Source organism: Vibrio anguillarum (assembly GCF_001989995.2).
Lineage (GTDB): Bacteria > Pseudomonadota > Gammaproteobacteria > Enterobacterales > Vibrionaceae > Vibrio > Vibrio anguillarum.
This window is the reverse complement of the sequence record NZ_JAHGUP010000076.1, coordinates 1-26031: the sequence shown is the minus strand read 5'-3', so window position 1 is coordinate 26031 and position 26031 is coordinate 1. Positions and strand designations below refer to the sequence as shown.

The window sequence follows — 26031 nt, the reverse complement described above, 5'->3', positions numbered from 1 at the left end:
TAGTGAAACACTCATGATGCCAATCAACGATCTTGTCACAATCAAGAATTTAACCTTCTCCCGTTCAGGACGGAAGATTTTCGATGACGTGAGTCTCAGCGTTCCGCAAGGAAAAATTACCGCCATTATGGGGCCATCGGGTATTGGTAAAACTACTTTGCTACGTCTTATTGGCGGACAACTGTTTCCTGAACAAGGTGAGATTTGGTTCGACAAACAAAACATCCCGATGCTCAGTCGCAAAAAGCTGTATCAAGCTCGTAAAAAAATGAGCATGTTGTTTCAGTCGGGCGCGTTATTCACCGATTTAAATGTGTTCGATAATGTGGCTTTCCCTTTACGTGAACACACTCAATTAGATGAATCGCTGATTAAAACATTAGTTTTACTAAAATTAGAAGCGGTTGGTCTGCGCGGTGCCGCCTTGCTTATGCCGAGCGAATTATCCGGTGGCATGGCAAGAAGGGCAGCATTAGCGCGCGCGATTGCGCTGGATCCGGAACTGATCATGTATGATGAGCCGTTTGTGGGGCAAGACCCGATCACCATGGGCGTGCTGGTGGAGTTGATCCGCAATTTGAATCAAGCTTTGGGGGTGACCTCGATAGTGGTCTCTCATGATGTTCCTGAAGTGATGAGCATTGCCGATTGGGTTTATTTGCTGGCTGACGGCAAAGTGATTGCCAAAGGAACGCCAAACGATCTTTATCAAAATAGCGATCCTCGCGTACAACAATTTTTACAAGGCGAGGCTGATGGCCCAGTACCATTTCGCTTTCCAGCGCAAAGCCTAGAAAAGGATTTATTCTCATGATGTCTACATTGATTGACTGGATTGAAGGGCTCGGTCGCCGTACGCTCGAATTTTGCCAAGCCTTTGGCAAAGCGAGCTTGATGCTGTTTGGCGCATTAGTGAGCCGCCCACGGCCTATTCAGAATTTTCCATTGTTAGTGAAGCAGCTCTACAGTGTTGGTGTTCAGTCGCTGGCGATTATTGTCGTTTCTGGCTTGTTCATTGGCATGGTGTTGAGCCTGCAAGGCTATGTGATTTTGGTCGATTACGGCGCGGAAGGTAGCCTTGGGCAGATGGTTGCACTCTCTTTATTGCGTGAACTTGGGCCCGTGGTGACTGCGCTGCTGTTTGCTGGGCGTGCTGGTTCTGCACTTACCGCTGAGATCGGCCTGATGAAAGCCACCGAGCAGCTTTCCAGTTTAGAGATGATGGCGGTTGATCCGCTCAAACGTATTATCGCTCCTCGCTTTTGGGCTGGGCTAATATCAATGCCGTTGCTAGCGATGATTTTTATGGCGGTCGGAATTTGGGGAGGCCAGCTTGTTGGCGTGGATTGGAAAGGGATTGATCACGGCAGTTTTTGGTCTGCGATGCAGTCATCGGTAGAGCTAGGGCAAGATATTGGCAACAGTATGATCAAGTGCGTGATGTTTGCCATCACAGTGACTTGGATTGCACTGTTTAACGGTTACGATGCTATTCCAACCTCGGAAGGTATTAGCCGTGCCACCACAAGAACCGTAGTGCATTCGTCTTTAGCTGTATTAGGGCTAGACTTTGTACTCACCGCATTGATGTTTGGGAATTAATCATGCAGCAAACACGAAAAATAGAACTTTGGGTCGGTAGCTTTGTCCTTGCTGGAATTTGCGCAATTCTGGTGATGATTTTTCAGGTCGCTGACGTAAAAGGGTTGGGTTCCAACCATACTTACCAATTGAAAGCTGAATTTGACAATATCGGTAGTTTAAAAGTGCGCTCGCCAGTCAAAGTGGGTGGTGTAGTCGTTGGGCGAGTGGCCGAGATTAAACTCGATAGAAAGAGCTTGCTGCCTGTGGTTACTATGGCTATTAATAGTCAATATGATCAATTTCCAGAAACGTCGAGTGTGCAAATTCTAACTTCTGGATTGATTGGTGAGCAGTACATTGGGCTTGTGCCCGGGTTTGTCTTTGAAGATGAACAGATGTTAAAAGAGGGCGACTTAATTGAAGACACAAAATCCGCCCTCGTATTAGAAGATTTGATTGGCCAAGTGCTGTATAGCGTCGGTGGTGGCTCACAAGAAAAAGGTAAGGAGTAACAACAGTGTTTATAACAACAGAGTTTAAACGGACGTTGATTTTTGTATTTACCCTCGTTGCCGCCATGTTTGTGCAAGCGGCCAATGTGGATAAAACCCAGCCCTATACCATGATGAAGCAGGTGTCTGAAACGGCATTTACTCGTTTGAAAGCCGAACAAGAAGCGATTCACCATCATCCTGAATATTTGAAAGAAATCGTGGAACAGGAGCTGATGCCTTACGTCAATGAGCAGTATGCGGCACTGAAGTTATTGGGCCCAAACTTAAAAGGGGCCAAGCGTGAAGATGTCGCAACTTTCATCACCGCATTTCGTGCCTATCTTGTCAGTGCATATGCGCAAGTATTGACTCAATACAGTAACCAAATTATTGAGTTCGAGCCTGAACAGGCGGTGTCGGATGATAAACGCATTACCAGCGTGAAGGTGGATATTATTGATACGCCACGACCGAACATCAAGCTTGAGTTTAAATTGCGCAAAGAGAAGAATGGCGAATGGCAAGTCTTTGATATGATTGCAGAAGGAGTGAGTTTGCTCTCCAGTAAGCAATCTGAATGGAGCGGTAAAATTCGCCAAGATGGCATCTTAGCGGTTGCCAATGAACTGCAACAATTGGCGGATCAGCCGATCCGTTTTGAAGGTAAAGCGCAATGATTCATCCGCAGTGGCATCAAACTGATATGCCGATTGCGGCTTTGTCGGGCGCATTAGACAGAGAGCATGTGCCTGATTTATGGGCGTTTATCCAAAAATGGAACCCGGTGAGTACACAGTTTGAGATTGAACTGAAAAACGTTGAGCGCATAGACTCTGCCGGAATGGTGATGTTAATCCACCTAATAGAGCATGCAAAAAAACGAAACTGTCATATAATGCTCAGTTTCGTGCCAGAGCAACTGCGCACACTATTCCAATTGAGCAACATTGATCGTTTAATGGCTCAACATATAAAGAATTAAGCAGGGGAACATTGTGGATAGCGCAAAAGTACAACAGTTATTAGAACAAGCACTAAACCTTGAAGAGATCCACGTCAAAGGTGAAGGTAGCCACTATGAAGTTATCGCTGTTGATGCTTGTTTTGCAGGGATGAGTCGCGTTAAAAAACAACAACTAATTTATGCTCCACTGATGGAGTACATTCAAAGAAACGACATTCATGCCCTTTCTATTAAAGCGTTCACACCAACAGAGTGGGCTCGTGATAAAAAGTTGATGTCGCTGTAAGGTTTATTGATGGAAAAGTTTCGAGTTATTGGGTCAACACAACCTCTTCAAGGTGAAGTGACCATTTCAGGTGCCAAAAACGCTGCACTGCCTATTTTATTTGCGTCTATTTTGGCCTCTGAGCCAGTAGAAGTGGCCAATGTGCCACACCTTCGTGATATTGATACCACAATGGAACTACTCAAACGTTTAGGCGCTAAAGTCGAACGTAATGGCTCAGTTCATGTCGACCCTAGTCAAATTGATGAATATTGCGCGCCGTATGATTTAGTCAAAACGATGCGTGCTTCTATTTGGGCTCTCGGTCCATTAGTGGCTCGTTTTGGTTATGGCCAAGTTTCGCTACCTGGAGGCTGTGCCATTGGCGCTCGTCCTGTCGATCTGCATATTCACGGTTTAGAGCAGCTTGGTGCCACCATCACCTTAGAAGATGGCTACGTGAAAGCCAGTGTCGAAGGTCGTCTACAAGGTGCACACATCGTCATGGATAAAGTGAGCGTGGGTGCCACCATTACCATTATGTGCGCCGCAACCCTTGCCGAAGGCACAACCGTGCTCGACAACGCTGCGCGTGAGCCTGAAATTGTCGATACCGCACTGTTTTTGAATAAGCTGGGTGCAAAAGTGTCCGGTGCAGGCACCGATACCATTACCATTGAAGGTGTTGAACGTTTGGGTGGTGGTAAACACGCTGTTGTGGCTGATCGCATTGAAACGGGCACGTTTTTAGTCGCGGCGGCTGTTTCTCGCGGAAAAATTGTTTGCCACAACACTCACTCGCATTTGTTAGAGGCCGTGTTAGCAAAACTGGAAGAAGCGGGCGCTGAGATTGAAACAGGTGAGGGCTGGATAAGCCTTGATATGACCGGAAAAGAGCTTAAGGCGGTTTCGATTCGCACTGCGCCTCATCCTGGCTTTCCAACCGATATGCAAGCACAATTTACCCTACTCAATATGATGGCAAAAGGTGGTGGCAAGATCACTGAAACCATCTTTGAAAACCGTTTTATGCACGTTCCTGAACTGATGCGTATGGGAGCAAAAGCGGAGATTGAAGGGAATACAGTGATTTGTGGTGATGTGGAATCGTTGAGTGGCGCGCAGGTGATGGCGACCGATCTACGTGCCTCAGCCAGCCTAGTGATTGCCGGTTGTATCGCAAAAGGTGAAACCATCGTCGATCGCATCTACCATATCGATCGCGGTTACGAAAGAATTGAAGATAAACTGTCGGCTCTTGGCGCTAATATTGAGCGCATTCAAGTCAGCAGTTAAACTCTCGCTCATGCAATGGAGCCGAAATCTCTGGGTTTCGGCTTTTTTATCCTTGCTCGTTTTTTATCTTTGTTCCATGGAGAACTGAAATGATTGCTCTTTTGCGTCTATTGGCAGTCGCACTGTTTGCCATTGTGATGTTTGTTTTTGGATGTGGTTACTGCTTACTTAGCCCACGCAATCCAAAACATGTATTTACGTTTGGGCGTTTATTCGCCCGCATGTCAAAATTGATGGGTATTAAATTAGAACTGCGTATCCCAGAAGATGCTTATCAACGTGGCCAGCACATCTACATTGCGAATCATCAAAATAACTGGGATCTGTGTACTGTTGCTGCGGCGGTAACGCCGAAAGTTGTGACAGTAGGGAAAAAAAGTTTAGTTTGGACACCTGTGTTTGGTCAGTTGTATTGGTTAGCAGGGAATATTTTAATTGATAGATCCAATCGCAACAAAGCCAAAGGCACCATTGATCAAGTTGTCGATAGCATAAAAACCAGTGATGTGTCTGTGTGGATGTTTCCAGAAGGTACTCGCTCGCGTGGCCGTGGCATGCTGCCCTTTAAAATGGGTGCATTTCATGCGGCAATTGGCGCAGGTGTACCGATTATCCCCATCGTTTGCAGCTCAACTAATGATATTAAGCTTAACCGTTGGGACAATGGTCATGTGATTGTTGAGATGCTGCCACCGATCGGTATTGAAGGATATGGAAAAGAAAATTTACGGGAATTAGCGACATTATGCCGTGAGCAGATGATGGCCAAATTAGCGCAGCTGGATGAAGAAGTGGCGATGCTTGATGGTAAGAAAGTCACATCACGCAGTCAGTAACCGCTTTACTAAATGGTGGGAAAAAGAAGTATGAAGGTGGTACCTTGTCCCACTTCAGATTCGACCTGCATTTTCCCACCATGCTTTTCAACAATGCTGTATGAAATCGATAAACCCAAACCCGTCCCTACGCCGACAGGTTTGGTGGTGAAGAAAGGATCAAACACCTTGTTGATGATGTCTTGATTCATGCCATGCCCATTATCCGCCACAGTGACCCTCACCCAGCGTTTCCCTTTTTCGACCACAGAATCGGTGCTAATCGTTAACTTTCCTTGTGCTTCGCAAGCGTGAGAGGCGTTAATAAATAGGTTCATAAACACTTGTTGTAGCTCTGCTGATATCCCATTGATTTTCGGCAAAGCCTCATCCAATCGCTGCTCGACTTCCATCGTATATTTAAATTGGTTCCAGACCATGTGTAGTGTCGATTCAATACACGAATTTAACTCACACTCGACAAATCGGCCATCACTAGAGTGAGAAACTCTTTGTAGGCTAGTGACAATGTCTTTTACGCGGAGCAATCCACCCGAAGTCTCTTGAAGCATGTCAGTTAAATCACTTTCGACAAAACCAATATCATGGCGTTGATAATAATCTTGATAATTGCGGTAGAAATCCGTGTTAGCAATTTCGGCTTTGTGCTGTGCTACCAAAGCGACAATTCCTATATAGGCGTGAGAGTAATCACGCAGCGTATTTAAATTACTCAGACAAAAACCGATTGGGTTATTGATCTCGTGAGCAACGCCAGCCGCCAGCAGACCGACGGAGGCCATTTTTTCTGATTGTACAAGCTGTGCTTGCGCGCTATGAAGTTGATCTAGAGTCTCTTGCAGCTCTAAAATTTTATCGTAGAGCTCGCGGCTTTTTTCTTGCAGTAACCGCTCTGCCAGCAAACGAGCCTGACGCTCACGCTCATAAATGCGTTGGTATTGCTCTATTTCACTCATGTTTGCCCTTAAAGGTGACAACAATTTCACAAAATGAAGCACCATGATGCATGCATTGGGGCTGCTCGATTTCGACTTCTTCACCAAATTGTTCTGAAGCGCCGATGATGAGTCCTTCCGCCGCAGCGCATAATTTTCTTTTCGAGGTGTAATACATGGTTAATCGATCGCCCTCGCTTTTATATTGAAATTGCGGCAAATAGGCATCAGGGTAGAGCCGCTTCACTTCTTTATGGATCACTTGATCGACCGAAATCAAAAACTCTAATAAGTTGTTTTTATTTGGGTAATTTTCAGGAAGGCTGTTGTACAGGCGAGAAAATAGGTATTGTCCATAAAGCCTGACTAAATCATCGGTGGGGATGTTTTTCTTCTCGCTCAAATAAGCCACCATTGCAAGCAGTTCGTCATCGGAGTATTGCTCTCCAGCGGTGTATATGCCTTGAGAGCTAGGTTTTAAATCCTCGAGCATTTGATCCCAAAACAGTGCGCCAAATTTTTCGATGACTAAATCAGAAAGAACGGTATAGATAATCCCTTGCATTTCACTACCTCGAACGGTTCAAAGTATGATAAGTGTTGGTGACTAACCCTAAAGTAGCAAGTGTGAGGTGTAAAAATTGATTTTTTTTGGATTAAACAAAAACCTCGAACGGGGTTCGAGGTTTGAAAAAGCACATTCACGTCAGAGTGGTATGCTGGTGGTGCTTACACTGTGCTGATTATGAGCAATACTTATTTACGTACCGCAATCGCTTCAATTTCAATACCCACATCTTTGGGTAAGCGAGCGACTTCTACGCATGAACGCGCTGGGTAGTTTGCCACGTTATGTTCATCAAAAAACTTACCGTAGACTTCATTCACTGTGCCAAAATCATTCAGATCTTTAACAAATACAGTCATTTTTACGATGTCAGAAACTGTTAAGCCAGACGATTCCACCACGGCTTTTACGTTGTCGAGAGATTGACGAGCCTGCACTGCGATATCTGCTGACACTTCGCCGGTGACTGGGTTGACTGGAATTTGCCCTGAAGTTAGCACCATATTGCCAAGATCGACACCTTGTACATAAGGGCCAATTGCGGCAGGAGCTGATTCGGTATGAAGTACTTTAGTCATGATTGTGTTCCATCTGTTTTTATGGGAAGGGTAGGCGTCAGTTTGCCTTTAAAGAAACGGCAGGTAAAGTGCAAATGCCCCACTAAAGTGAGGCATCGATAGACTTAAACGGGGTTAATTATGACTCGCGTTCGGTCACAATCTCACGTGAGTAAACTTTCTCACAATACTTACATTTCAAACGAATATCGTTTTTCTTTTCGAAAACCTTAAAGCTGCTTTCGACCGGTTCATTGTGGGAAATACAGTTGCTGTTTGGGCAGGCAAAAACATCATTGATCTGCTCAGGCAGTGTCAACGCTAGCTTTTTCACCACTTGGTAGTTTTCGATTTGGTTGACAGTCGCATGCGGTGCATAAAGTGCTAATTTATTGGCTTGGGCTTCATTAATGAACACATTTTCAATCTTCAGCAGATCTTTTGCGCCCAGCGCGGAAGAGGGTAAATTTAAGCCAATCGTGACACGTTGATGAGAATTGTGCATATCGAATAACTTTAATACTTTAATACCGATTTGCGCAGGAATGTGGTCGATAACCGTGCCGTTTTTAATGGCTTCAACCTGCAATTGAGTCTCTTTAGTCATGGTTGGGGCTCCTTTATTACAGGGTTTCGTTTAACACAAGCGCCAGCAAAGCTTCACGGGCGTAGACCCCGTTTTCTGCTTGTTGGAAGAAGTAAGCGTGCTTCGTTTTGTCCACATCAACGGTGATTTCATCCACGCGCGGAAGCGGATGCAGCACTTTTAAGTTATCACGCGCACCTTCAAGCATGGCGGCTGTTAAAATATACGCCGATTTAATGTGCGCGTACTCTGATTCATCAAAGCGCTCTTTTTGGACGCGCGTCATATACAGAATATCTAACTGTGGAATAACGCTTTCCATATCGGTGTGCAGGCTGTACTCAATGCCTGCATCATCTAACTCTTCGCAAATATAGTCAGGCATAGCCAGCGCATCCGGCGCAACAAAGAAGAAGCGAATGTGGTTAAATTTAGCCAAAGCTTGGGTTAAAGAATGGACGGTACGGCCATATTTCAAGTCGCCAACAAAGGCGATATTAATGTTATCTAAACGGCCTTGTGTTTCGGCAATGGTGAACAAATCAAGCAGTGTTTGGGTTGGGTGCTGGTTAGCACCGTCGCCAGCGTTAATCACAGGAACGCCGTTTGAAAATTCAGAGGCTAAACGTGCTGCGCCTTCTTGGGGGTGGCGCATCACAAACGCATCCACATAAGAGGAGATCACTTGTACAGAATCGGCCAATGTTTCGCCTTTTTTCGCCAGTGACGTATTGCCACCATTATCAAAGCCAATCACGCTGCCGCCGATGCGTTGAATAGCGGTTTCAAAAGACAAACGAGTACGAGTCGACGGCTCAAAAAAGCAGCTTGCTACCACTTTGTGCTTGATCAGCTCTGGTTTTGGTTCCGCTTTGAGTTGGCCTGCGGTTTTCACAATCAATTCCAGCTCGTCACGAGAGAGCTCCGGAATCGAAATAATGTGCTTTTGATAAAGCGAATTCACCATGGTCGTCTTCCCTATAATTTTCTAGTAGCCATAAAAAAGCCCCCCAATAGGGAGGCTTTAAAAATCAAGAGAGGGGAAAAATAACGCGCCCAGTAAGTCAGCACGCTGACCTACATTGAATCGAATTGCGTTGTAGATGTGAATAACAACGTCCGTTTTCATAGCTACCCCTCAGACAAATTGCTGGGAATTATACGCTTTCGTTGTGTGAGCGCAAGCGATTACCTCATAATCCTCTTCATCATTGGCACTGTCGCGGCGTTAGCTGTTTTCACTCACCCGAATCACTTACTCATGTAAGTTCATCGGGCTTCGATCCATTGTTGCCTTGTTTTTTTTAAGCGCCGAGAGTCGCGACCATCACAGCTTTGATGGTGTGCATGCGGTTTTCAGCTTCATCAAACACAATCGAATATTCAGACTCAAACACCTCTTCGGTGACTTCCAAACCTTTCATACCATATTTTTCCGCCACCTCTTTACCTACAGTGGTTTCGTCGTTATGAAACGCAGGCAAGCAGTGCATAAATTTTACCTGTGGATTATCAGTTTGCTTAATCACATTCATATTGATTTGGTAAGGTGTCATTAAGGCCACGCGTTCATCCCATGCATCGGCTGATTCGCCCATGGAAACCCAAACGTCGGTATAGAGAAAATCGCATCCTTGCACGCCTTCTTGTACATTTTCAGTGAGCGTGATTTTGGCTCCCGTCTGCTTGGCAATTTCTTGGCAAGTGGTGACGAGTGATGCTTCTGGCCAAAACTGTTTGGGTGCCACAAGGCGAATATCCATGCCCATTTTTGCTGCGCCCACCATCAGGGAATTGCCCATGTTATTGCGCGCATCGCCTAGATAAGCCAGTGACACTTGGTGCAACTGCTTACCACGGCCATGCTCAATCATGGTTAAAAAGTCAGCTAAAATCTGTGTTGGGTGGAACTCGTTGGTGAGCCCGTTCCATACAGGAACGCCAGCATGTGCGCCAAGCTCTTCGACAATTTCTTGTCCAAAACCGCGATATTGGATGCCATCGTACATTCTTCCGAGTACGCGCGCGGTGTCTTTCATCGACTCTTTATGACCAATTTGCGACCCTGATGGCCCGATGTAAGAGACTTGAGCGCCTTGATCAAACGCGGCCACTTCAAATGCACATCGCGTCCGTGTTGAGGCTTTCTCAAAAATCAGCGCAATATTTTTACCCGCTAATCTTTTCTGTTCTGATCCGGCGTATTTCGCTTTTTTGAGATCAGCAGAGAGATCGAGCAAAAATTGGATCTCTTTCTGCGTGAAATCGAGCAGTTTGAGAAAGTTGCGGTTGCGTAAATTGAAAGCCATATCCCAGTCCTAAACGGTGAATGATGAATGGCCTTAGTAAAACATATAAATGCCAAATTTGTGAATAATTATTTTAAAATAAAGGCGAGATATTAATAATACCTCGCCTAATGTGACTATAAATTCTCTTCAGCGAATTCAGCCAAGCGGCTGCGAACGACGCCGTTTAAGTGAATGTTGGCGCTGCCTTCAAAGTTTTTAAAGCGCTCAACCATGTAGGTCAAACCCGAGGTCACCGGGGTTAAGTAGTGGGAATCAATCTGCGCTAAGTTACCAGAACAGACAATTTTAGTGCCCTCACCACAGCGCGTGATGATAGTTTTGATTTGAGAAGCGGTTAAATTTTGACACTCATCGAGTAGCACAAAGGCATTTTGGATTGAGCGCCCACGCATAAAGTTGATCGATTTAAACTGGATATTGGCTTTATCGCAGATGTATTTGAGTGAACCTTCGGTGCAGTGATCGTTTTTGTGCAAGGCTTCCAATGTATCCGTAACCGCCGCCAGCCACGGCATCATTTTCTCTTCCTCTGTTCCGGGTAAGAAGCCGATCGATTCTCCGATATCTGGCGTGTTACGGGTGACGATAATCTTATCGAACATCTTCTTCTCAATGGTTTGTTCAAGAGCGGCGGCCATCGCGAGCAGCGTTTTCCCGCTACCAGCGGCTCCGGTTAAAATCACCAAATCAATGCTTGGATCAAGCAAGGCATCAAGAGCCATCGCTTGGTAGATATTTTTCGGGGTGATGTCCCACGCTTTGCGGTGCATCATTCTCTCGCGGCCAATATCAAGCAGCGTAATTTTTTCTGCGTTGATTTCATGCACGCGCGCCGCAAAATCGCTCTCTTCATCAATGACATATTGATTAATAAAGGTCGGATCAAACGGCGCTTTATCTAACGTATGGAAGGCTTTTCCGCCGACGGTTCTACTCTCAACTTCATCGACGTTGTTCCAAAAATTTCCTTCACGAACTTGGAAGCCTTTGGTCAGGTACTGCACATCATCAATCAATTGGTCAGTGCGGTAATCCTCAACATAGCGCACGCCTGCACCTTTAGCGCGCAATCGCATGTTGATGTCTTTGGTGATGAGAACCACAGCGCGTGGCGCTCGTTTCGCTTGCAGGTAAAGAACAGCATTGAGGATACGGTTATCGCCGGCTTTGTCAGCAAAGGCTTTGACGGTTTCTTGCAACTCAAAGTCGGCGAGAATCGAGATAGTTCCCGTCTTGCTGGCCTCTTTAGAGAATGGAATACCTTCGGTAATTTCGTCTGGGGTGGCATCGTGAAATAAGTGCTCTAAAGCACGAATTGCGACCCGCGCATCTCGTGCAACATCGCGTTTGCTGTCTTTGATCCGGTCAAGTTCTTCAAGAACGGTCATCGGAATGACGACGTCATGCTCTTGGAAGGAGTAAATGGCTAAAGGTTCATGAAGCAGGATGTTGGTATCAAGTACAAACAGTTTCCGATCGGTATCGCCCATAAGCGTCTCCTTGCTGCTACGCAGCGTGCTTAACAAAAGATGCCAGCAAGTAGAGGTTATCGATCAATGGATGCCGGTAGTGACTCGATCGCTCGATGACTTACTGCAAGCCTGTGTTGATACTCATTGTCTGTTTGGTTCTGCATGCTTCGTGCCAGAGTCATCCTTTTGGCTGGCAAAGCAAGCATCGTTACAACAAGTATAGCAACCTTGTTTACTACAAATGCCACCGATTTCTTACAGTTTGATGTCAACCAAAAGTTGAAGAAAAAAATCTTGGTTATCCTTCGCTTTACACGTGACCTGTATCACGCCATCAAGTAAGATTAGCGACCTTTTTCTGCACCACACTCCAACAACAATCATAATTAGGGGTTGCCTTCACGTGGTAGCAGATCGATACAATCCATTCCAAATAAATAAGGTAGTCGATTCATGAGTTTTGCTTTGGGGCAACGCTGGATAAGCGATACAGAAAGTGATCTTGGTTTAGGTACTGTGGTAGCGCTTGATGCGCGTACTGTGACCTTGATGTTTGCTGCATCAGAAGAAAACCGCGTTTATGCACGCAGTGACGCCCCGGTAACACGAGTGACGTTCAACAGCGGCGATGTGGTTGAAAGCCAAGAAGGCTGGTCGCTACGCGTTGAGCAAGTTGTTGAAGAACAAGGACTACTCACTTATCTCGGTACGCGCGAAGACAACGATGAAAGCGGCGTGGCGCTACGTGAAATTTTCTTAAGTCACCAAATCCGTTTCAACAAACCGCAAGATAAATTGTTCGCAGGTCAAATTGATCGCATGGATAATTTTGTGTTGCGTTATCGCGCCCTGACTAACCAATATCAACAACACAAAAGCCCAATGCGTGGTTTATGTGGCATGCGCGCGGGCCTGATTCCTCATCAGCTTTATATCGCACATGAGGTTGGCCGTCGCCATGCGCCCCGCGTGTTATTAGCTGATGAAGTGGGGTTAGGTAAAACCATTGAAGCGGGGATGATCATTCATCAACAAGTGCTTTCTGGCCGTGCGGAACGTATTTTGATTGTGGTGCCGGAAACCTTGCAGCACCAATGGTTGGTGGAGATGATGCGTCGCTTTAATCTTCATTTCTCCATTTTTGATGAGGAGCGCTGTGTTGAAGCGTTCGCTGAAGCACACAACCCTTTTGATACTCAGCAATATGTGCTTTGTTCGCTCGATTTTCTGCGTAAAAGTCGTCAACGTTTTGAACAAGCACTTGAGGCGGAGTGGGATCTATTGGTGGTGGATGAAGCGCACCATCTAGAATGGAGCCAAGATAAACCAAGCCGCGAATACCAAGTGGTCGAAGGGCTAGCGCAAAACACCCCAGCGGTATTGCTGCTAACGGCAACGCCGGAGCAATTGGGCCGTGAAAGCCACTTTGCGCGTTTGCGTTTGCTCGATCCCGATCGTTTTTACGATTACGAGGCGTTCGTTGAAGAAGAAGAGCAATATGCGCCCGTAGCCGATTCCGTCAGTGCCCTGTTTTCGGGTGAGAAGTTGCAAAACGAAGCCAAAAACCAAATAACTGAGCTACTTTCAGAACAAGATGTTGAGCCGCTGTTTCGCATTATAGAAAGCGATGCCGATGAAGAGAGCAAAGCCTCTGCTCGCCAAGAGCTGATTGATAATCTGATGGATCGCCATGGCACAGGCCGCGTGCTGTTTAGAAACACCCGCGCTGCGATTAAAGGATTCCCTGTGCGTAATGTGCACTTGATGCCGATGGAAATCCCCGCGCAATACACGACCTCGATGCGAGTAGCTGGCATGATCGGCGGTAAGCTCAGTGCTCAGGCTCGCGCGATGAAAATGCTCTACCCCGAAGAGATTTTCCAAGAGTTTGAAGGCGATGATGCAAGCTGGTGGCAGTTTGATTCTCGCGTGAATTGGCTGCTTGAAAAAGTGAAAGAAAAACGCAGCGAAAAGATTTTAGTGATCGCTTCTCGCGCTAGCACCGCGTTACAACTGGAGCAAGCACTGCGTGAGCGTGAAGGCATTCGCGCCACCGTTTTTCATGAAGGTATGTCGATTTTAGAACGTGATAAAGCCGCCGCTTATTTCGCACAAGAAGAGGGTGGCGCGCAAGTGCTTATCTGTAGTGAAATCGGCTCTGAAGGGCGTAACTTCCAATTTGCTAACCAGTTGGTGATGTTTGATCTGCCGTTTAACCCAGATCTTTTAGAGCAGCGTATTGGCCGTTTGGATCGTATTGGTCAACACCGTGATATCGATATCCATGTGCCGTACCTTAAAGGCACATCGCAAGCGATTTTGGCGCGTTGGTTTGATGAAGGCTTGAATGCATTTGCTGAAACCTGCCCAACAGGCCGCGCTGTGTATGATAAATATGCCGATGATCTGATTGACATGCTGGCTTCGGGAAATATCGATACGCTGGATGAGATCATTGAACAGTCGGCAACACTCAACAAAACGTTGAAGGCTCAGCTTGAACAAGGGCGTGACCGACTGCTTGAAATGCATTCAAACGGTGGCGAAAAAGCATTGAAAATCGTCGAAAGTATAGCATCAACAGATGGCGATACTAACTTGGTTACTTTCGCTTTGAGCTTATTTGATGCGATCGGTTTAAACCAAGATGATCGGGGTGAAAACGCGCTGGTGGTCACACCATCAGAGCACATGATGGTGCCAAGCTACCCCGGTTTGCCGTATGAAGGAGCGACCATCACTTTTGATCGTGATACGGCATTATCGCGTGAAGATATGAATTTCATCAGTTGGGAACATCCGATGATTCAAGGCGGGATCGACCTACTGATGAGCGAAGGCGTGGGAACATCGGCGGTTTCTCTGCTGAAAAATAAAGCTCTGCCTGTTGGGACTTTGCTGCTTGAGTTGATCTATGTGGTGGATGCACAAGCGCCAAAACGCAGTGGTATCAGCCGCTTCCTTCCTCAAACACCAATCCGTTTGATGATGGATGCGCGTGGTAATGATCTCTCCGCGCAAGTTGAGTTTGAAAGCTTCAACCGCCAATTAAGCCCAGTGAATCGTCATTTGGCCAGCAAGCTCGTTACGTCAGTACAAAATGATGTGCATAGCTTAATTGCTGCCAGTGAAAGCCAAGTTGTGAGCCGTGTTGAAGCGATTCGTGAACAAGCGCAAAAAGAGATGCAGTCGAGCTTAAACGGTGAACTGGAGCGCTTATTGGCGCTTAAAGCAGTCAACCCGAACATTCGTGATGAAGAGATCAGCGCGATTGAAGAGCAGATTAACGAGTTAAGCGGTTACATCGGTAAAGCGCAATTCCAACTGGATTCGTTGCGTTTAATCGTTGTGACGCATAACTGATCCCTTTACTTGGCCCTTGTGGCGTTACATTAAAAATAACAAAGGCCTTTTCGATAAGGCCTTTGTTTTGTCTGCTGTTACATAATCCACTTCCACCAAATAAATAGCGCTAAAAAGCCAAACAGATAAACAAGTCCTACGATAGACAGTGCTTTGAGTTTTTTTCCTACCGCGAGTTCAGCCGGTAAAGGTGTTTTAGTCACCAGAATATAGTTGAGCAGCGCAAAAATTGGCGTGGTCATAAATGCCATGATCATCGCAAAATTCAGCATTGGCATCAGTGCTGAAGCCCAAAAGGCAATGATGGCCAGCGCTAAAGCCGATACCACGATGACCCAAGCTTGGTAGCAACGTGGGCTTTGGCTCTCTTTGTTTTGCAAAAGACGTTGTGATTCTGCAATCACTCGTGAATAGCCATCAATAACGGTGATGGTGCTACCAAAAATACAGAAAAAGGCGATCACTGCAATCAAATAACGTGACCACTCACCTATGGTTGAAGCGTACAATCCGACCAATTGATGCGAAAAGCCGACGCCAGATTTCGATAGCTCAACGCCTGTTCCGTGTAGTACTAAGGCACCAAGCGCCAAAAATACAATCGCCAAGATTGCAGTACCGATATAGCCCACATTGAAATCAAATAGTGCGGATTGCGGCGTCACTTGCTGCTCTTGGCATTGACGCTTGAGCCACACCGAAGTGATGCTCGAAATCTCAATGGGTGCGGGCATCCAGCCCATTGTCACCACCAAAAAACCGATCGCGGCGAGTGTCCAAGGTGAAGGCGAAATGGTTTCTACCACTATCTGCGCTGGGGTTGCGACGGCAATCACCACGGCGAGTAAGGTGGCGATTGTCAGTACTGCCATAATAATTTTAGAAAGTGAGTCGAGCGCGCGAAAGTGGCCTGCAAAAAGGATCAGCAAACAAGTGGTCAGCACAATCACGGAAAGAACAATATTGCCTAGCTCAAAAGGGACAAAATAGGCCAGTAAGCTGGCGCTAAACAGCAGTAACGCGGCGGTGTTAATGATGGCCGACACCACACTTAAGATGGCAAAAACCCATAAGTAAGCGCGCCCGAGATGAGCATAGCCTTGTACTAAACTTTTGCCTGTCCCCATGGTGTATTGAATGCCAGCCTTAAAAAAGGGGTATTTTAATAAGTTGACTAGCAAAATGAGGCCTGCGAGTTGCCAGCCATAAATTGCACCTGCTTGAGTTGACGCGACGAGATGAGAGCCGCCGACGGCTGCTGCTGCCATCATAATGCCCGGCCCGAGTGAACGAAGCAGTTGTGGCAGGGTTAAACGTTTGGCCGATTGATAAGGGACGCTGTGTTCCATTCTTGTTCCTTAGACTTGATGTTGTGTTATTTATAATTTTTGATTTTGAAGCTGACTTTAATGTCAAGCTCATCAATCAATATCACACCCAGTTAATCTGTCAATTTTAAGTTACATTTCAAGTGATATTTCTAAGCAAGGCTAACTTACTGACGATTTCATGATTTAACGAAACTAAGATGACTCTTCTCTATTGGCTTGGCGGAGAGGTTGTTATAATGCGCCGATTTTTTTAGGAGAAACCTTCGATGGCTATGCTTGAATACACGCCGCCCACAGATCCTTGGATTGATATTGTCTATGAAGATGATCAGATTCTCGCGGTGAATAAACCTTCAGGTCTGCTGTCGGTTCCAGGACGCTTGCCTGAGCATCACGACAGTATGTGGAGTCGTTTGGCTGAGCAATATCCAGAGATCCAAGTTGTGCATCGTTTGGATATGTCGACTTCTGGCTTGATGGTGCTGGCAAAAAATAAATACGCGGAAGGGGCATTGAAAAAGCAGTTTCAATACCGTTTAACGCATAAAATTTATTACGCTCGCGTGTGGGGTGTAATGGAGCTTGACGAGGGGGTGGTTGAGTTACCCCTGATTTGCGATTGGCCAAATCGGCCTAAACAGAAAGTCTGCTTTGAAGATGGGAAACCATCAAAAACTTTATATCAAGTAGCGAAAAGAGAAGAAAAAACGACAATTGTCCGTCTTTTTCCTGTGACTGGCCGTTCGCATCAATTACGTGTGCACATGCAAGCTTTGGGGTATCCGATTGTGGGTGATGAGTTTTATGCCCCGCAAGAAGCGCAAGATTTTTCCGATCGTTTAGCATTGCATGCCGCAGAGCTCAGTTTTTATCACCCAAAGAGTCATTGGCTGCGCAATATTTTTGTCGGCTGTGATTTTTATCCCGAAGCACAAGAGCAAATTTTGCAACACTTTGATCCTGAGCGAAAATTACCAGATTACAAAACGTTGCCCCGACCTTAGTGTGATGTGGGTGGCGACAAGGAGCTGATATGTCACTACCCACGGTTGTCTTTCTCGATAGGGCCACAATCCCTGCTTATATTCGATTGCCGAGCTTACCTTTTGCTCATCATTGGCTTGAGTTTGACTTTACTTCTGCCGAACAAGCGCTCGATCGCCTATCTCAAGCCGATATCGTAATCACCAATAAAGTGGTGCTGGATAGGGCGCTACTCTCACAATGTCCGAAATTGCGCTTGATTGCTGTGTCGGCCACAGGCGTCAATAATGTCGATATCGATTACTGTCGTGAAGCAGGCATCGCACTGGTGAATGTTCAAGGCTACGCCACCCGTTCTGTTCCGGAACATGTCGTTGGGATGATTTATGCCTTAAGGCGTCACCTGTTTGCTTATCATCAAGATATTGCCAATGGTGAGTGGCAGCGCAATCAACAATTTTGCTTTTTTACTCATCCGATAGGGGATGTTGCAGGTTCAACGCTTGGTATTGTGGGGAGTGGCGCGCTCGGACAGGCAACTGCAACGTTAGCACGAGCGATAGGCATGCAGGTGATATTTTCTGAACGAAAGGGGGCCAAGTTATGCCGACAAGGTTTTATGCCCTTTGAACAAATGTTAGCGGAGGCGGATGTTGTGAGTTTACATTGCCCATTGAGCGAGCAAACCCGAAACCTGATAGGTGAGAACGAATTAAAGATGATGAAGCCTAATGCATTGTTGATTAACGCAGGCCGTGGTGGTTTGGTTGATGAGCAAGCACTTGTGACAGCATTGAAATCTGGGCAAATTGCTGGCGCTGGAGTGGATGTATTCAGTCGAGAACCAGCGGACAAAACAAATCCCTTACTAGCCAATATGGATTTGCCAAATTTGTTGCTCACACCACACGTGGCATGGGGTAGTGACTCAGCTATTTCACAATTGGCAACGATTTTGATGGATAACATTGCCGCGTTTGAGCGTGGAGAGCACAAAAATCGCGTCTGCTGATGGCGTGAATAAATAAAAAAGGTCGGTATTTTCACACCGACCTTTTTAATGGTAACGCAATCGCGATTATAGCGCGGCTATGGTCGCTTTCTGTTCTTCCAGTTTAACCAAGGTATCTTGATAGCCATTCAGCTTTTGACGCTCGATAGCGACAACGGCTTCGGGTGCTTTAGCGACGAACCCTTGGTTATTGAGTTTGCCTTCAATGCGTTTGATTTCGCCTTGAGTTTTAGCAATCTCTTTTGCTAAGCGCTCTAGCTCCGCATCTTTATCAATCAAACCAGCCATTGGGATCATCAGTTCAGATTGACCAACCAGCGCCGTTGCACAAGCGGGAGTCTCTTCACCCTCTTCAAGAACGCGTAGTGCCTCCAGTTTAGCCAGTGACAACAGTACCGCTTTGTTCGCTTCTAAACGTGCCACTTCTTGCTTGTTGGCGGCTTTTAGCATCACGTTAAGAGGTTTGCCTGGGTTGATATCGTACTCGGCACGTAGGTTGCGAATGCTAGTAATAAAGGCTTTCACCCATTCGATATCATCCAGCGCCGCTTGGTTGAAGTTCGCTTCATCGTACTGAGGCAGCGCTTGCAGCATGATGGTGTTACCTTCAACGCCGTCCACTAATGGCTTAATGCTTTGCCAAATGGTTTCAGTGATATATGGGATCACTGGGTGCGCGAGGCGTAATGTTTTCTCTAATACCGTAATTAATGTACGGCGTGTTGCACGTTGCTGCGCTTCACTGCCTTTCCATAATACGGGTTTAGTCAGCTCTAAGTACCAGTCGCAGAATTGGTTCCAGATGAATTCGTAAAGGGTATTTGCCGCCATATCTAAACGGAAGTTGTTGATATGGTTGTTGAACTCTTTAGCCGTCAATTCAAATTGAGACTCGATCCATTTATCGGCTAACGAATACTCAAGCTCGCTACCTGCGTTAAAGCCACAATCGAGATCTTCGGTATTCATCAACACGTAACGGCTCGCGTTCCAGAGTTTGTTACAGAAGTTGCGGTAACCTTCTAGGCGTTTCATGTCCCAGTTGATATCACGACCGGTTGAAGCCATCGCTGCTAGCGTGAAACGCAGTGCGTCGGTTCCATAAGGTTCGATACCATTTTCAAAGGTTTTACGTGTATTTTTCTCGATCTTGGCTGCAAGCTGTGGCTGCATCATGTTGCCACAACGTTTTTCAACCAGAGACTCAAGATCAATACCATCGATCATGTCGATAGGATCAAGCACGTTGCCTTTAGATTTTGACATTTTGTCGCCGTTTTCATCACGGATAAGGCCTGTGACATAAACAGTTTTAAATGGCACTTGTGGTTTACCATTCTCATCTTTACAGAAGTGCATGGTCATCATGATCATGCGTGCAACCCAGAAGAAGATGATGTCGAAACCAGTAACAAGAACGTCAGACGGGTGGAATGTTTTTAGTGCCTCAGTGTTTTCTGGCCAGCCTTGTGTACCAAAAGTCCAAAGAGCAGAGGAGAACCAAGTGTCCAATACATCATCATCTTGGCGCAGTACCACCACTGGTGCTAGGTTGTTTTGTTCGCGCACTTCTTCTTCGCTACGGCCGACATAAACGTTGCCGTCGTTGTCATACCAAGCAGGAATACGATGACCCCACCAAAGTTGGCGTGAGATACACCAATCTTGCACGTCACGCATCCATGAGAAGTACATGTTTTCGTACTGCTTAGGCACAAATTGAATCTCGCCATCTTCAACGGCTTTGGTTGCGACTTCCGCTAGTGGCGCTGTGCGTACGTACCATTGGTCGGTCAGCATCGGTTCGATAACCACACCACCACGGTCACCGTAAGGAATGGTGAGGTCGTGATCTTTGATTTCTTCAAGCAGGCCGAGAGCTTCAAATTCAGCTACGATGGCTTTACGTGCCGCAAAGCGCTCCATGCCTTGGTATTTAGCAGGTAGATCGCTGCTGTAAGCGTCACTTGGTTCACCATTGGTGTTGAACACTTCGGCGGCGTCACGAATGTTGGCATCAAAGGTGAAAATGTTGATCATCGGCAGTTGGTGGCGCTTACCGACTTCATAGTCATTGAAGTCGTGAGCAGGGGTGATCTTCACACAGCCTGTGCCTTTTTCCATGTCGGCGTGCTCATCGCCTACGATAGAAATGCGGCGATTGACGATTGGCAACATGATCTCTTTGCCGATCAGAGCTTGGTAGCGTGGATCTTCAGGGTTAACCGCTACACCTGTGTCACCCAGCATGGTTTCAGGACGAGTGGTCGCAACAACAATGTAGTCTTTACCGTCTGCTGTTTTTACGCCGTCAGCCAGTGGGTAACGGAAGTGCCACATGTGACCTTTGACGTCTTTGTTTTCTACTTCTAGATCAGAAATTGCAGTGTGCAGTTTTGGATCCCAGTTCACAAGACGTTTACCACGGTAGAGTAAATCTTCTTGGTAAAGGCGAACAAACACTTCTTGAACTGCATTGGATAGGCCCGCATCCATAGTGAATCGTTCACGATCCCAGTCTACCGATGCGCCAAGGCGGCGAAGCTGTTTAGTGATGGTGCCACCTGATTCGCCTTTCCACTCCCAAATTTTGTCGATAAACGCTTCGCGACCGTAGTCATGCTTGGTTTTGCCTTCTTCAGCAGCAATTTTACGTTCAACCACCATTTGGGTAGCAATACCGGCGTGGTCTGTACCCACTTGCCATAAGGTATTTTTGCCTTTCATGCGTTCGCAGCGGATCAAAGTATCCATAATGGTGTCTTGGAATGCGTGACCCATATGAAGGCTACCAGTGACGTTCGGCGGTGGGATCATGATGCTGTACGCTTCTTTTGATGTATCACCGTGAGGCTTAAAGTAGCCGTTCTCTTCCCAAGTCTGATACAGAGCTTGTTCGATTGCTGTTGGGTTATATGTCTTTTCCATAGTGCTCTTAAATGGATACTGTGAATGGTTAATCTTAGTCAAACTTCATAAGTGAAGGATCTTGTTAAAGATCGCCTTAACTATAAGGTTTGACCTATGGATGTTGGATCTCGATTGTTTGCAATTGGTAGCCAGCTTGACGGTAGATTTTATACCTTTCGCGTGCTCGTTGCTTTGCTTTTTCTTCGCAGGGGACGAAGTCTACCACCTCAGCAAAGGCGTTCGCAAAGGTTGTATGATTATCCGCCACATTTATTACCAGTTGACGATTCCAATTGGGTTTGACGTTGGCGTAGCCAATCTCAATATGAGTTGAGTATTTCGGGCCTTCACCCACCAGATTGTGCGCGACAAACTGTTCTGCAGGCACTTGCCATAAATGTTCGGCAAACTGTTCAGCGTGAGTTTTATCATCACAATGCAGATAAATTTTTGCCCCTTGTTTGGCGAAGTGATGAGCCAGAAATAGGACATATTGCTCAAAGCCTGCCAGTGTTGCCTGAGGGCTTTCTTCGTTCACAATGTAAAAGGTGGCTCGCTGCATGTTGTCACCTACTATCTAATCGCTCATCAACAAAAAAGGGCCTTGCGGCCCTTTTCACATTTTGAGGTTATTCCTCAGACTCTTGGCCGCTGCGGTTCAATAAGAACTGGACGAGCAATGAGACGGGACGACCTGTTGATCCTTTTGCTGCACCTGACTTCCACGCGGTGCCAGCAATATCCAAATGCGCCCAGTTATATTTCTTAGCAAATTTAGATAAGAAGCAGCCAGCGGTAATCGTACCACCAGGGCGACCACCGATATTTGCCATATCAGCAAATGGGCTCTTTAGCTGCTCGTGGTACTCGTCGGCCATTGGTAGACGCCATGCGCGATCGCTTGCTTGTTCGGAAGCATTAACCAATTCATGCGCCAATGGGTTGTGGTTTGAAACCACGCCACTGATGTGGTGACCTAATGCAATCACACAAGCGCCAGTTAGTGTCGCCACATCTACCACGCAATCGGGTTCAAAACGCTCAACGTAAGTGAGTGCATCACATAGCACTAAGCGACCTTCGGCATCGGTATTGAGTACTTCAACCGTTTGGCCAGACATAGTCGTGAGAATGTCACCAGGGCGATAGGCATTGCTGCCTGGCATGTTTTCACAGCCGGCTAAGATACCCACGACATTTAATGGCAATTTCAATTTAGCCAATGCTTTCATTGCGCCAAAGACTGACGCCGCACCGCACATGTCATACTTCATTTCATCCATGCCTTCGCCTGGTTTTAATGAAATACCGCCGGAATCAAACGTTAGGCCTTTACCCACCAACACAATGGGTTTTGCATCTGGATCTGGGTTGCCTTTGTACTCAATGACCGACATCATCGACTCATTTTTTGAGCCACGACCGACAGCGAGGTAAGAGGTCATGCCCAACTTTTCCATCTCTTCTTCACCAATGATTTTGGTGGTGACGCTCTCATAGTCGTCCGCTAAGCGGCGCGCTTGAGATGCAAGATAAGCTGGGTTGGCAATGTTTGGTGGCATATTGCCAAGATCTTTCGACGCTTTCACACCGGATGCAATCGCAAGGCCGTGTGTAATCGCGCGCTCACCTAAGTTAAGCTCACGGCGAGTCGGTACGTTAAAAACAAGTTTGCGTAGTGGGCGGCGAGTCTCAGGTTTTACGCTCTTGAATTGATCAAAGGTGTACAGACCATCTTTCGTTGCTTCAACCGCTTGGCGTACTTTCCAATAAGTATCGCGGCCTTTAACGTGTAGTTCAGTCAGAAAACATACGGCTTCCATTGAACCCGTTTCGTTCAGTGTGCTGATGGTTTTTTGAATGATTTCTTTGTACTGACGTTCGCCTAATTCGCGCTCTTTACCACAACCTACCAGTAAAACGCGTTCAGACAGAACACCAGGGACTTGATGCAGCAGTAGCATCTGGCCGGGTTTACCCTCGAGATCACCACGGCGAAGTAGTGAACTAATATAGCCGTCGCTGATTTTATCAAGCTGCTCTGCTACTGGAGAAAGGCGGCGTGGTTCGAACACTCCAACAACGATACATGCGCTACGTTGTTTCTCTGGACTGCCACTTTTTACACTGAACTCCATGCGTACTCCTACATCCTGAAGACAAATAGAACTAAATGTTAGATAATGCGCTCTTAGTGGTTGAATCCGAGTTTGGATCTACTTTTAATTGAACGCCTAACAGTTAGTGAAAATTTTAAAAATAAAAGGTTCAACGGGAAATTATAGTGATTCAATCAAAAAAACAAGTTTTGTATAGGTAATTTCAGCGTGATTATTGTTAGATATTTGATCCGCGAGACACTCAAGAGCCAATTTGCGATCTTTTTCGTACTGTTTCTCGTGTTTCTTAGCCAACGATTTATTCGCGTTTTGGCTGAAGCTTCCGATGGTGACATTCCGGCACGAATGATCTTATCTATTGTGAGTTTAAATATGCCCGCAATGGGGTTATTAATGCTGCCTTTGAGTTTGTATATCGGCATCTTACTGACTTTTGGGCGTTTGTACGCAGAAAGCGAAATTACGGTGATGAATGCCACTGGCATCGGCAATAAATTTTTGATCCGTGCTGCACTCTATTTGGCTTTGATCACTTCAGGTGCTGCAGCATTTAACGCATTCTGGTTGGCGCCTTGGAGCCAAGATAAAGAAGCACAATTAATGGAGCAGCTTGCAGCAGAAAATAGCGTTGATTTGCTACAGAAAGGACAATTTCAACGCACACCGGATGGTTCCTCAGTAGTTTTCATCGAAAATATTGAAAACAAAAAACTGCATAATGTGTTTGTTGCGCAGCTTGCACCAAAGGATTCGATACTTCCAAGTGTGATGTTCTCTAATTCTGGTGATGTTAAAGAGCTCAGTGATGGCCGTCAGATGATCACCATGTATGACGGGATTCGCTATGAAGGCGTGCCAACACGCGTTGATTATATGATCACAAAATTTGACGAATACGAAGGTTTAATTGGGCAGCGTGAAGTTAAACCCAAAGGACGCGATTGGGAGGCGTTACCGACATCTAATCTGCTTTCCAACCCGGATCGAAGAGCGAAAGCTGAGTTGCAATGGCGAATTTCTCTGGTGATTTGTATTCCGTTACTCACCATGCTGGTGGTCCCTTTGTCGGCGGTTAACCCTCGGCAAGGACGCTTTGCGAAAATGGGACCTGCAATCTTAATTTATTTGGCCTATTTTATGGCCATCAGCGCAACCAAGTCCGCCATTGAAGATGGCTCACTTGCTACGGTGATCGGTATGTGGCCAATCAATGCTGCATTACTTTTGGCGGCGATTTCAGTGAATATCATGGACAGTGTGCCAGTGCGGCGCTTCAAAGATAAACTAAGACTAAAGAAGGCAGCATAACGCGTGTTTAAGATTTTAGATTTATACGTCGGCCGTACTATTGTTGCGACAACCTCGCTAGTGCTGGCGACCTTTGTTGGTTTGTCCGGCATTATCAAATATGTTGAGCAATTGAGAAAAGTCGGGGAAGGAAGCTACGATTTACTGCAAGCTTTACTGTTTGTGGTGTTGAGCATTCCTCGTGATATCGAGATGTTTTTTCCTATGGCCGCCTTACTCGGTGCGTTGATTGGGTTAGGTATGTTGGCATCAAGTTCTGAGCTCGTTGTCATGCAAGCTGCGGGGTTTTCTAAGCTTAATATCGGTATGTCGGTATTAAAAACCGCAGTGCCATTAATGATCATTGTCACCTTGCTTGGCCAATGGGGAGCACCCCAAGCGCAGAAGATGGCGCGAGATCTGCGCGCTTTTTCTCTCTCTGGCGGTAGTATTGTTTCAGTGCGTAGCGGTGTGTGGGCTCGCGATGTGAATGATTTTATCTTTATTGGTAAAATTGACGACAACAAACTCTATGGCTTAAATATGTGGCGCTTTGATAACAATAAGAGTTTGCAAAACATCCTTTTTGCCGAAGAGGTGGATTACGATAAAGACAATCAATGGGTAATGAAAAATGTTCAAATCACCGACATGCGCGATGATGTATTGATAACAAAGCAAACATTACCCGAATATCGTTGGACGACTTCATTAGCTCCAGACAAACTAGCAGTGGTCACGGTCAAGCCTGAAGAGTTGTCACTGAGTGGCTTGTATGATTATGTCAGCTATTTAAAAACGTCGGAGCAAGATGCTTCACGGTACGATCTGGCGTTGTGGCGTAAAATTACTCAACCTTTTTCTATTGCTGTGATGATGCTAATGGCACTATCGTTTATTTTTGGGCCATTGCGCAGCGTTACTATGGGCGCAAGGATTTTGTCAGGCGTGATTGCAGGCTTTACATTTTATATTTCCAGTGAGTTTTTCGGCCCACTGAGTCTTGTTTATGGTATCCCACCAGTGTTTGGTGCCGTCGCACCCAGTTTGGTGTTTCTCAGCGTTGCCGTAATGTTGTTAAGACGAAAACTCTAAAAATGACAGGTAAGAACTATTAACAAAAAGGAAGGGCAAACCCTGTCTCTTATACACAAA

Annotated in this window: 25 protein-coding genes; 14 read left to right on the top strand and 11 right to left on the bottom strand. The window is 46.1% G+C overall.

The window, feature by feature from the left end:
• The first annotated feature begins 16 nt into the window (after positions 1 to 16).
• The 8 genes from mlaF (at position 17) to PL85_RS15485 (ending at position 5439) form a co-directional block, all read left to right on the top strand.
• A complete protein-coding gene (gene mlaF / locus PL85_RS15520) occupies positions 17 to 814 on the top strand; it encodes a phospholipid ABC transporter ATP-binding protein MlaF (protein ID WP_026029128.1) in 798 nt (265 codons plus the stop codon).
• The gene (gene mlaE / locus PL85_RS15515) at positions 811 to 1602 is read left to right on the top strand and encodes a lipid asymmetry maintenance ABC transporter permease subunit MlaE (protein ID WP_115339318.1); all 792 of its coding nucleotides are present in this window, start codon (positions 811 to 813) and stop codon (positions 1600 to 1602) included. The genes mlaF and mlaE overlap by 4 nt, the downstream gene beginning before the upstream one ends.
• Before the next feature lie 2 nt (positions 1603 to 1604).
• Positions 1605 to 2096, top strand: a complete 492-nt coding sequence (mlaD, locus tag PL85_RS15510; protein WP_115339317.1) for an outer membrane lipid asymmetry maintenance protein MlaD — start codon at positions 1605 to 1607, stop codon at positions 2094 to 2096.
• 11 nt (positions 2097 to 2107) lie between these two features.
• Positions 2108 to 2755 carry a phospholipid-binding protein MlaC gene (mlaC, locus tag PL85_RS15505; protein ID WP_269148016.1) on the top strand — a complete coding sequence of 216 codons (648 nt, stop codon included), beginning with the start codon at positions 2108 to 2110 and terminating at the stop codon, positions 2753 to 2755.
• Complete coding sequence (locus tag PL85_RS15500) at positions 2752 to 3060, top strand: STAS domain-containing protein (RefSeq protein WP_010318828.1); 309 nt, start codon at positions 2752 to 2754, stop codon at positions 3058 to 3060. The genes mlaC and PL85_RS15500 overlap by 4 nt, the downstream gene beginning before the upstream one ends.
• Positions 3061 to 3073: 13 nt before the next feature.
• Positions 3074 to 3328, top strand: coding sequence for a BolA family iron metabolism protein IbaG (gene ibaG / locus PL85_RS15495; RefSeq protein WP_013855981.1), 255 nt, complete (start codon positions 3074 to 3076; stop codon positions 3326 to 3328).
• 9 nt (positions 3329 to 3337) lie between these two features.
• Complete coding sequence (gene murA, locus PL85_RS15490; RefSeq protein ID WP_026029130.1) at positions 3338 to 4603, top strand: UDP-N-acetylglucosamine 1-carboxyvinyltransferase; 1266 nt, start codon at positions 3338 to 3340, stop codon at positions 4601 to 4603.
• A gap of 89 nt (positions 4604 to 4692) precedes the next feature.
• Positions 4693 to 5439: a 1-acylglycerol-3-phosphate O-acyltransferase gene (locus PL85_RS15485; protein WP_047690462.1), complete on the top strand. Its 747-nt coding sequence runs from the start codon at positions 4693 to 4695 to the stop codon at positions 5437 to 5439.
• Positions 5440 to 5447: 8 nt separating this feature from the next.
• On the opposite strand, the gene PL85_RS15480 is transcribed toward PL85_RS15485, so the two are convergent.
• The 7 genes from PL85_RS15480 to PL85_RS15450 all read right to left on the bottom strand — a co-directional run bounded on the left by PL85_RS15480 (position 5448) and on the right by PL85_RS15450 (position 11887).
• On the bottom strand, positions 5448 to 6395 hold the full coding sequence (locus PL85_RS15480; protein ID WP_115339316.1) for a sensor histidine kinase: 948 nt from the start codon (positions 6393 to 6395) through the stop codon (positions 5448 to 5450).
• A complete protein-coding gene (locus tag PL85_RS15475; protein WP_064625910.1) occupies positions 6388 to 6939 on the bottom strand; it encodes a heme NO-binding domain-containing protein in 552 nt (183 codons plus the stop codon). Before PL85_RS15475 ends, PL85_RS15480 begins: the two co-directional genes overlap by 8 nt.
• A gap of 191 nt (positions 6940 to 7130) precedes the next feature.
• Positions 7131 to 7520, bottom strand: a complete 390-nt coding sequence (locus PL85_RS15470; protein WP_013855986.1) for a RidA family protein — start codon at positions 7518 to 7520, stop codon at positions 7131 to 7133.
• Positions 7521 to 7638: 118 nt separating this feature from the next.
• Positions 7639 to 8106 (bottom strand): aspartate carbamoyltransferase regulatory subunit, encoded by a 468-nt coding sequence (pyrI, locus tag PL85_RS15465; protein WP_010318833.1) that lies wholly within the window; start codon positions 8104 to 8106, stop codon positions 7639 to 7641.
• A 16-nt stretch (positions 8107 to 8122) separates the two neighbouring features.
• Positions 8123 to 9052: an aspartate carbamoyltransferase gene (gene pyrB, locus PL85_RS15460; protein ID WP_013855987.1), complete on the bottom strand. Its 930-nt coding sequence runs from the start codon at positions 9050 to 9052 to the stop codon at positions 8123 to 8125.
• A 337-nt stretch (positions 9053 to 9389) separates the two neighbouring features.
• Positions 9390 to 10394: an ornithine carbamoyltransferase gene (argF, locus tag PL85_RS15455; protein WP_115339315.1), complete on the bottom strand. Its 1005-nt coding sequence runs from the start codon at positions 10392 to 10394 to the stop codon at positions 9390 to 9392.
• A 116-nt stretch (positions 10395 to 10510) separates the two neighbouring features.
• A complete protein-coding gene (locus tag PL85_RS15450; protein ID WP_041769059.1) occupies positions 10511 to 11887 on the bottom strand; it encodes a PhoH family protein in 1377 nt (458 codons plus the stop codon).
• A gap of 79 nt (positions 11888 to 11966) precedes the next feature.
• Here PL85_RS15450 and PL85_RS18990 point away from each other — a divergent pair, with 79 nt between their 5' ends.
• Positions 11967 to 12092, top strand: coding sequence for a hypothetical protein (locus PL85_RS18990; protein ID WP_261676510.1), 126 nt, complete (start codon positions 11967 to 11969; stop codon positions 12090 to 12092).
• Between the two features lie 230 nt (positions 12093 to 12322).
• Positions 12323 to 15232 carry an RNA polymerase-associated protein RapA gene (rapA, locus tag PL85_RS15445; protein ID WP_013855992.1) on the top strand — a complete coding sequence of 970 codons (2910 nt, stop codon included), beginning with the start codon at positions 12323 to 12325 and terminating at the stop codon, positions 15230 to 15232.
• Positions 15233 to 15309: 77 nt separating this feature from the next.
• Here rapA and PL85_RS15440 read toward each other — a convergent pair whose 3' ends face one another.
• Positions 15310 to 16581, bottom strand: coding sequence for an NRAMP family divalent metal transporter (locus tag PL85_RS15440; RefSeq protein WP_017046466.1), 1272 nt, complete (start codon positions 16579 to 16581; stop codon positions 15310 to 15312).
• A 248-nt stretch (positions 16582 to 16829) separates the two neighbouring features.
• On the opposite strand from PL85_RS15440, the gene PL85_RS15435 reads away from it, so the two are divergent.
• Positions 16830 to 17567 carry an RluA family pseudouridine synthase gene (locus PL85_RS15435; protein ID WP_017046467.1) on the top strand — a complete coding sequence of 246 codons (738 nt, stop codon included), beginning with the start codon at positions 16830 to 16832 and terminating at the stop codon, positions 17565 to 17567.
• 29 nt (positions 17568 to 17596) lie between these two features.
• A complete protein-coding gene (locus tag PL85_RS15430) occupies positions 17597 to 18559 on the top strand; it encodes a D-2-hydroxyacid dehydrogenase (RefSeq protein ID WP_115339314.1) in 963 nt (320 codons plus the stop codon).
• A gap of 66 nt (positions 18560 to 18625) precedes the next feature.
• On the opposite strand, the gene PL85_RS15425 is transcribed toward PL85_RS15430, so the two are convergent.
• The 3 genes from PL85_RS15425 to pepA form a co-directional block, all read right to left on the bottom strand.
• On the bottom strand, positions 18626 to 21487 hold the full coding sequence (locus PL85_RS15425) for a valine--tRNA ligase (RefSeq protein WP_115339313.1): 2862 nt from the start codon (positions 21485 to 21487) through the stop codon (positions 18626 to 18628).
• 94 nt (positions 21488 to 21581) lie between these two features.
• Entirely contained in the window at positions 21582 to 22031 is a 450-nt protein-coding gene (locus PL85_RS15420; RefSeq protein ID WP_115339312.1) for a DNA polymerase III subunit chi, read from the bottom strand.
• A 67-nt stretch (positions 22032 to 22098) separates the two neighbouring features.
• Positions 22099 to 23607 (bottom strand): leucyl aminopeptidase, encoded by a 1509-nt coding sequence (pepA, locus tag PL85_RS15415; RefSeq protein ID WP_010318842.1) that lies wholly within the window; start codon positions 23605 to 23607, stop codon positions 22099 to 22101.
• Positions 23608 to 23796: 189 nt separating this feature from the next.
• Here pepA and lptF point away from each other — a divergent pair, with 189 nt between their 5' ends.
• Positions 23797 to 24897, top strand: coding sequence for an LPS export ABC transporter permease LptF (gene lptF, locus PL85_RS15410; protein ID WP_013855997.1), 1101 nt, complete (start codon positions 23797 to 23799; stop codon positions 24895 to 24897).
• A 3-nt stretch (positions 24898 to 24900) separates the two neighbouring features.
• Positions 24901 to 25971, top strand: a complete 1071-nt coding sequence (gene lptG, locus PL85_RS15405; protein WP_013855998.1) for an LPS export ABC transporter permease LptG — start codon at positions 24901 to 24903, stop codon at positions 25969 to 25971.
• Positions 25972 to 26031 lie beyond the last annotated feature (60 nt).

What these genes read in the sequence shown, in the direction of transcription:
- mlaF (WP_026029128.1), top strand. Translation starts at nt 17, where the DNA reads ATGCCAATCAACGATCTTGTCACAATCAAGAATTTAACCTTCTCCCGT.
- mlaE (WP_115339318.1), top strand. Translation starts at nt 811, where the DNA reads ATGATGTCTACATTGATTGACTGGATTGAAGGGCTCGGTCGCCGTACG.
- mlaD (WP_115339317.1), top strand. Translation starts at nt 1,605, where the DNA reads ATGCAGCAAACACGAAAAATAGAACTTTGGGTCGGTAGCTTTGTCCTT.
- PL85_RS15500 (WP_010318828.1), top strand. Translation starts at nt 2,752, where the DNA reads ATGATTCATCCGCAGTGGCATCAAACTGATATGCCGATTGCGGCTTTG.
- murA (WP_026029130.1), top strand. Translation starts at nt 3,338, where the DNA reads ATGGAAAAGTTTCGAGTTATTGGGTCAACACAACCTCTTCAAGGTGAA.
- PL85_RS15485 (WP_047690462.1), top strand. Translation starts at nt 4,693, where the DNA reads ATGATTGCTCTTTTGCGTCTATTGGCAGTCGCACTGTTTGCCATTGTG.
- PL85_RS15480 (WP_115339316.1), bottom strand. Translation starts at nt 6,395, where the DNA reads ATGAGTGAAATAGAGCAATACCAACGCATTTATGAGCGTGAGCGTCAG.
- PL85_RS15475 (WP_064625910.1), bottom strand. Translation starts at nt 6,939, where the DNA reads ATGCAAGGGATTATCTATACCGTTCTTTCTGATTTAGTCATCGAAAAA.
- PL85_RS15470 (WP_013855986.1), bottom strand. Translation starts at nt 7,520, where the DNA reads ATGACTAAAGTACTTCATACCGAATCAGCTCCTGCCGCAATTGGCCCT.
- pyrI (WP_010318833.1), bottom strand. Translation starts at nt 8,106, where the DNA reads ATGACTAAAGAGACTCAATTGCAGGTTGAAGCCATTAAAAACGGCACG.
- pyrB (WP_013855987.1), bottom strand. Translation starts at nt 9,052, where the DNA reads ATGGTGAATTCGCTTTATCAAAAGCACATTATTTCGATTCCGGAGCTC.
- argF (WP_115339315.1), bottom strand. Translation starts at nt 10,394, where the DNA reads ATGGCTTTCAATTTACGCAACCGCAACTTTCTCAAACTGCTCGATTTC.
- PL85_RS15450 (WP_041769059.1), bottom strand. Translation starts at nt 11,887, where the DNA reads ATGGGCGATACCGATCGGAAACTGTTTGTACTTGATACCAACATCCTG.
- rapA (WP_013855992.1), top strand. Translation starts at nt 12,323, where the DNA reads ATGAGTTTTGCTTTGGGGCAACGCTGGATAAGCGATACAGAAAGTGAT.
- PL85_RS15440 (WP_017046466.1), bottom strand. Translation starts at nt 16,581, where the DNA reads ATGGAACACAGCGTCCCTTATCAATCGGCCAAACGTTTAACCCTGCCA.
- PL85_RS15435 (WP_017046467.1), top strand. Translation starts at nt 16,830, where the DNA reads ATGGCTATGCTTGAATACACGCCGCCCACAGATCCTTGGATTGATATT.
- PL85_RS15430 (WP_115339314.1), top strand. Translation starts at nt 17,597, where the DNA reads ATGTCACTACCCACGGTTGTCTTTCTCGATAGGGCCACAATCCCTGCT.
- PL85_RS15425 (WP_115339313.1), bottom strand. Translation starts at nt 21,487, where the DNA reads ATGGAAAAGACATATAACCCAACAGCAATCGAACAAGCTCTGTATCAG.
- PL85_RS15420 (WP_115339312.1), bottom strand. Translation starts at nt 22,031, where the DNA reads ATGCAGCGAGCCACCTTTTACATTGTGAACGAAGAAAGCCCTCAGGCA.
- pepA (WP_010318842.1), bottom strand. Translation starts at nt 23,607, where the DNA reads ATGGAGTTCAGTGTAAAAAGTGGCAGTCCAGAGAAACAACGTAGCGCA.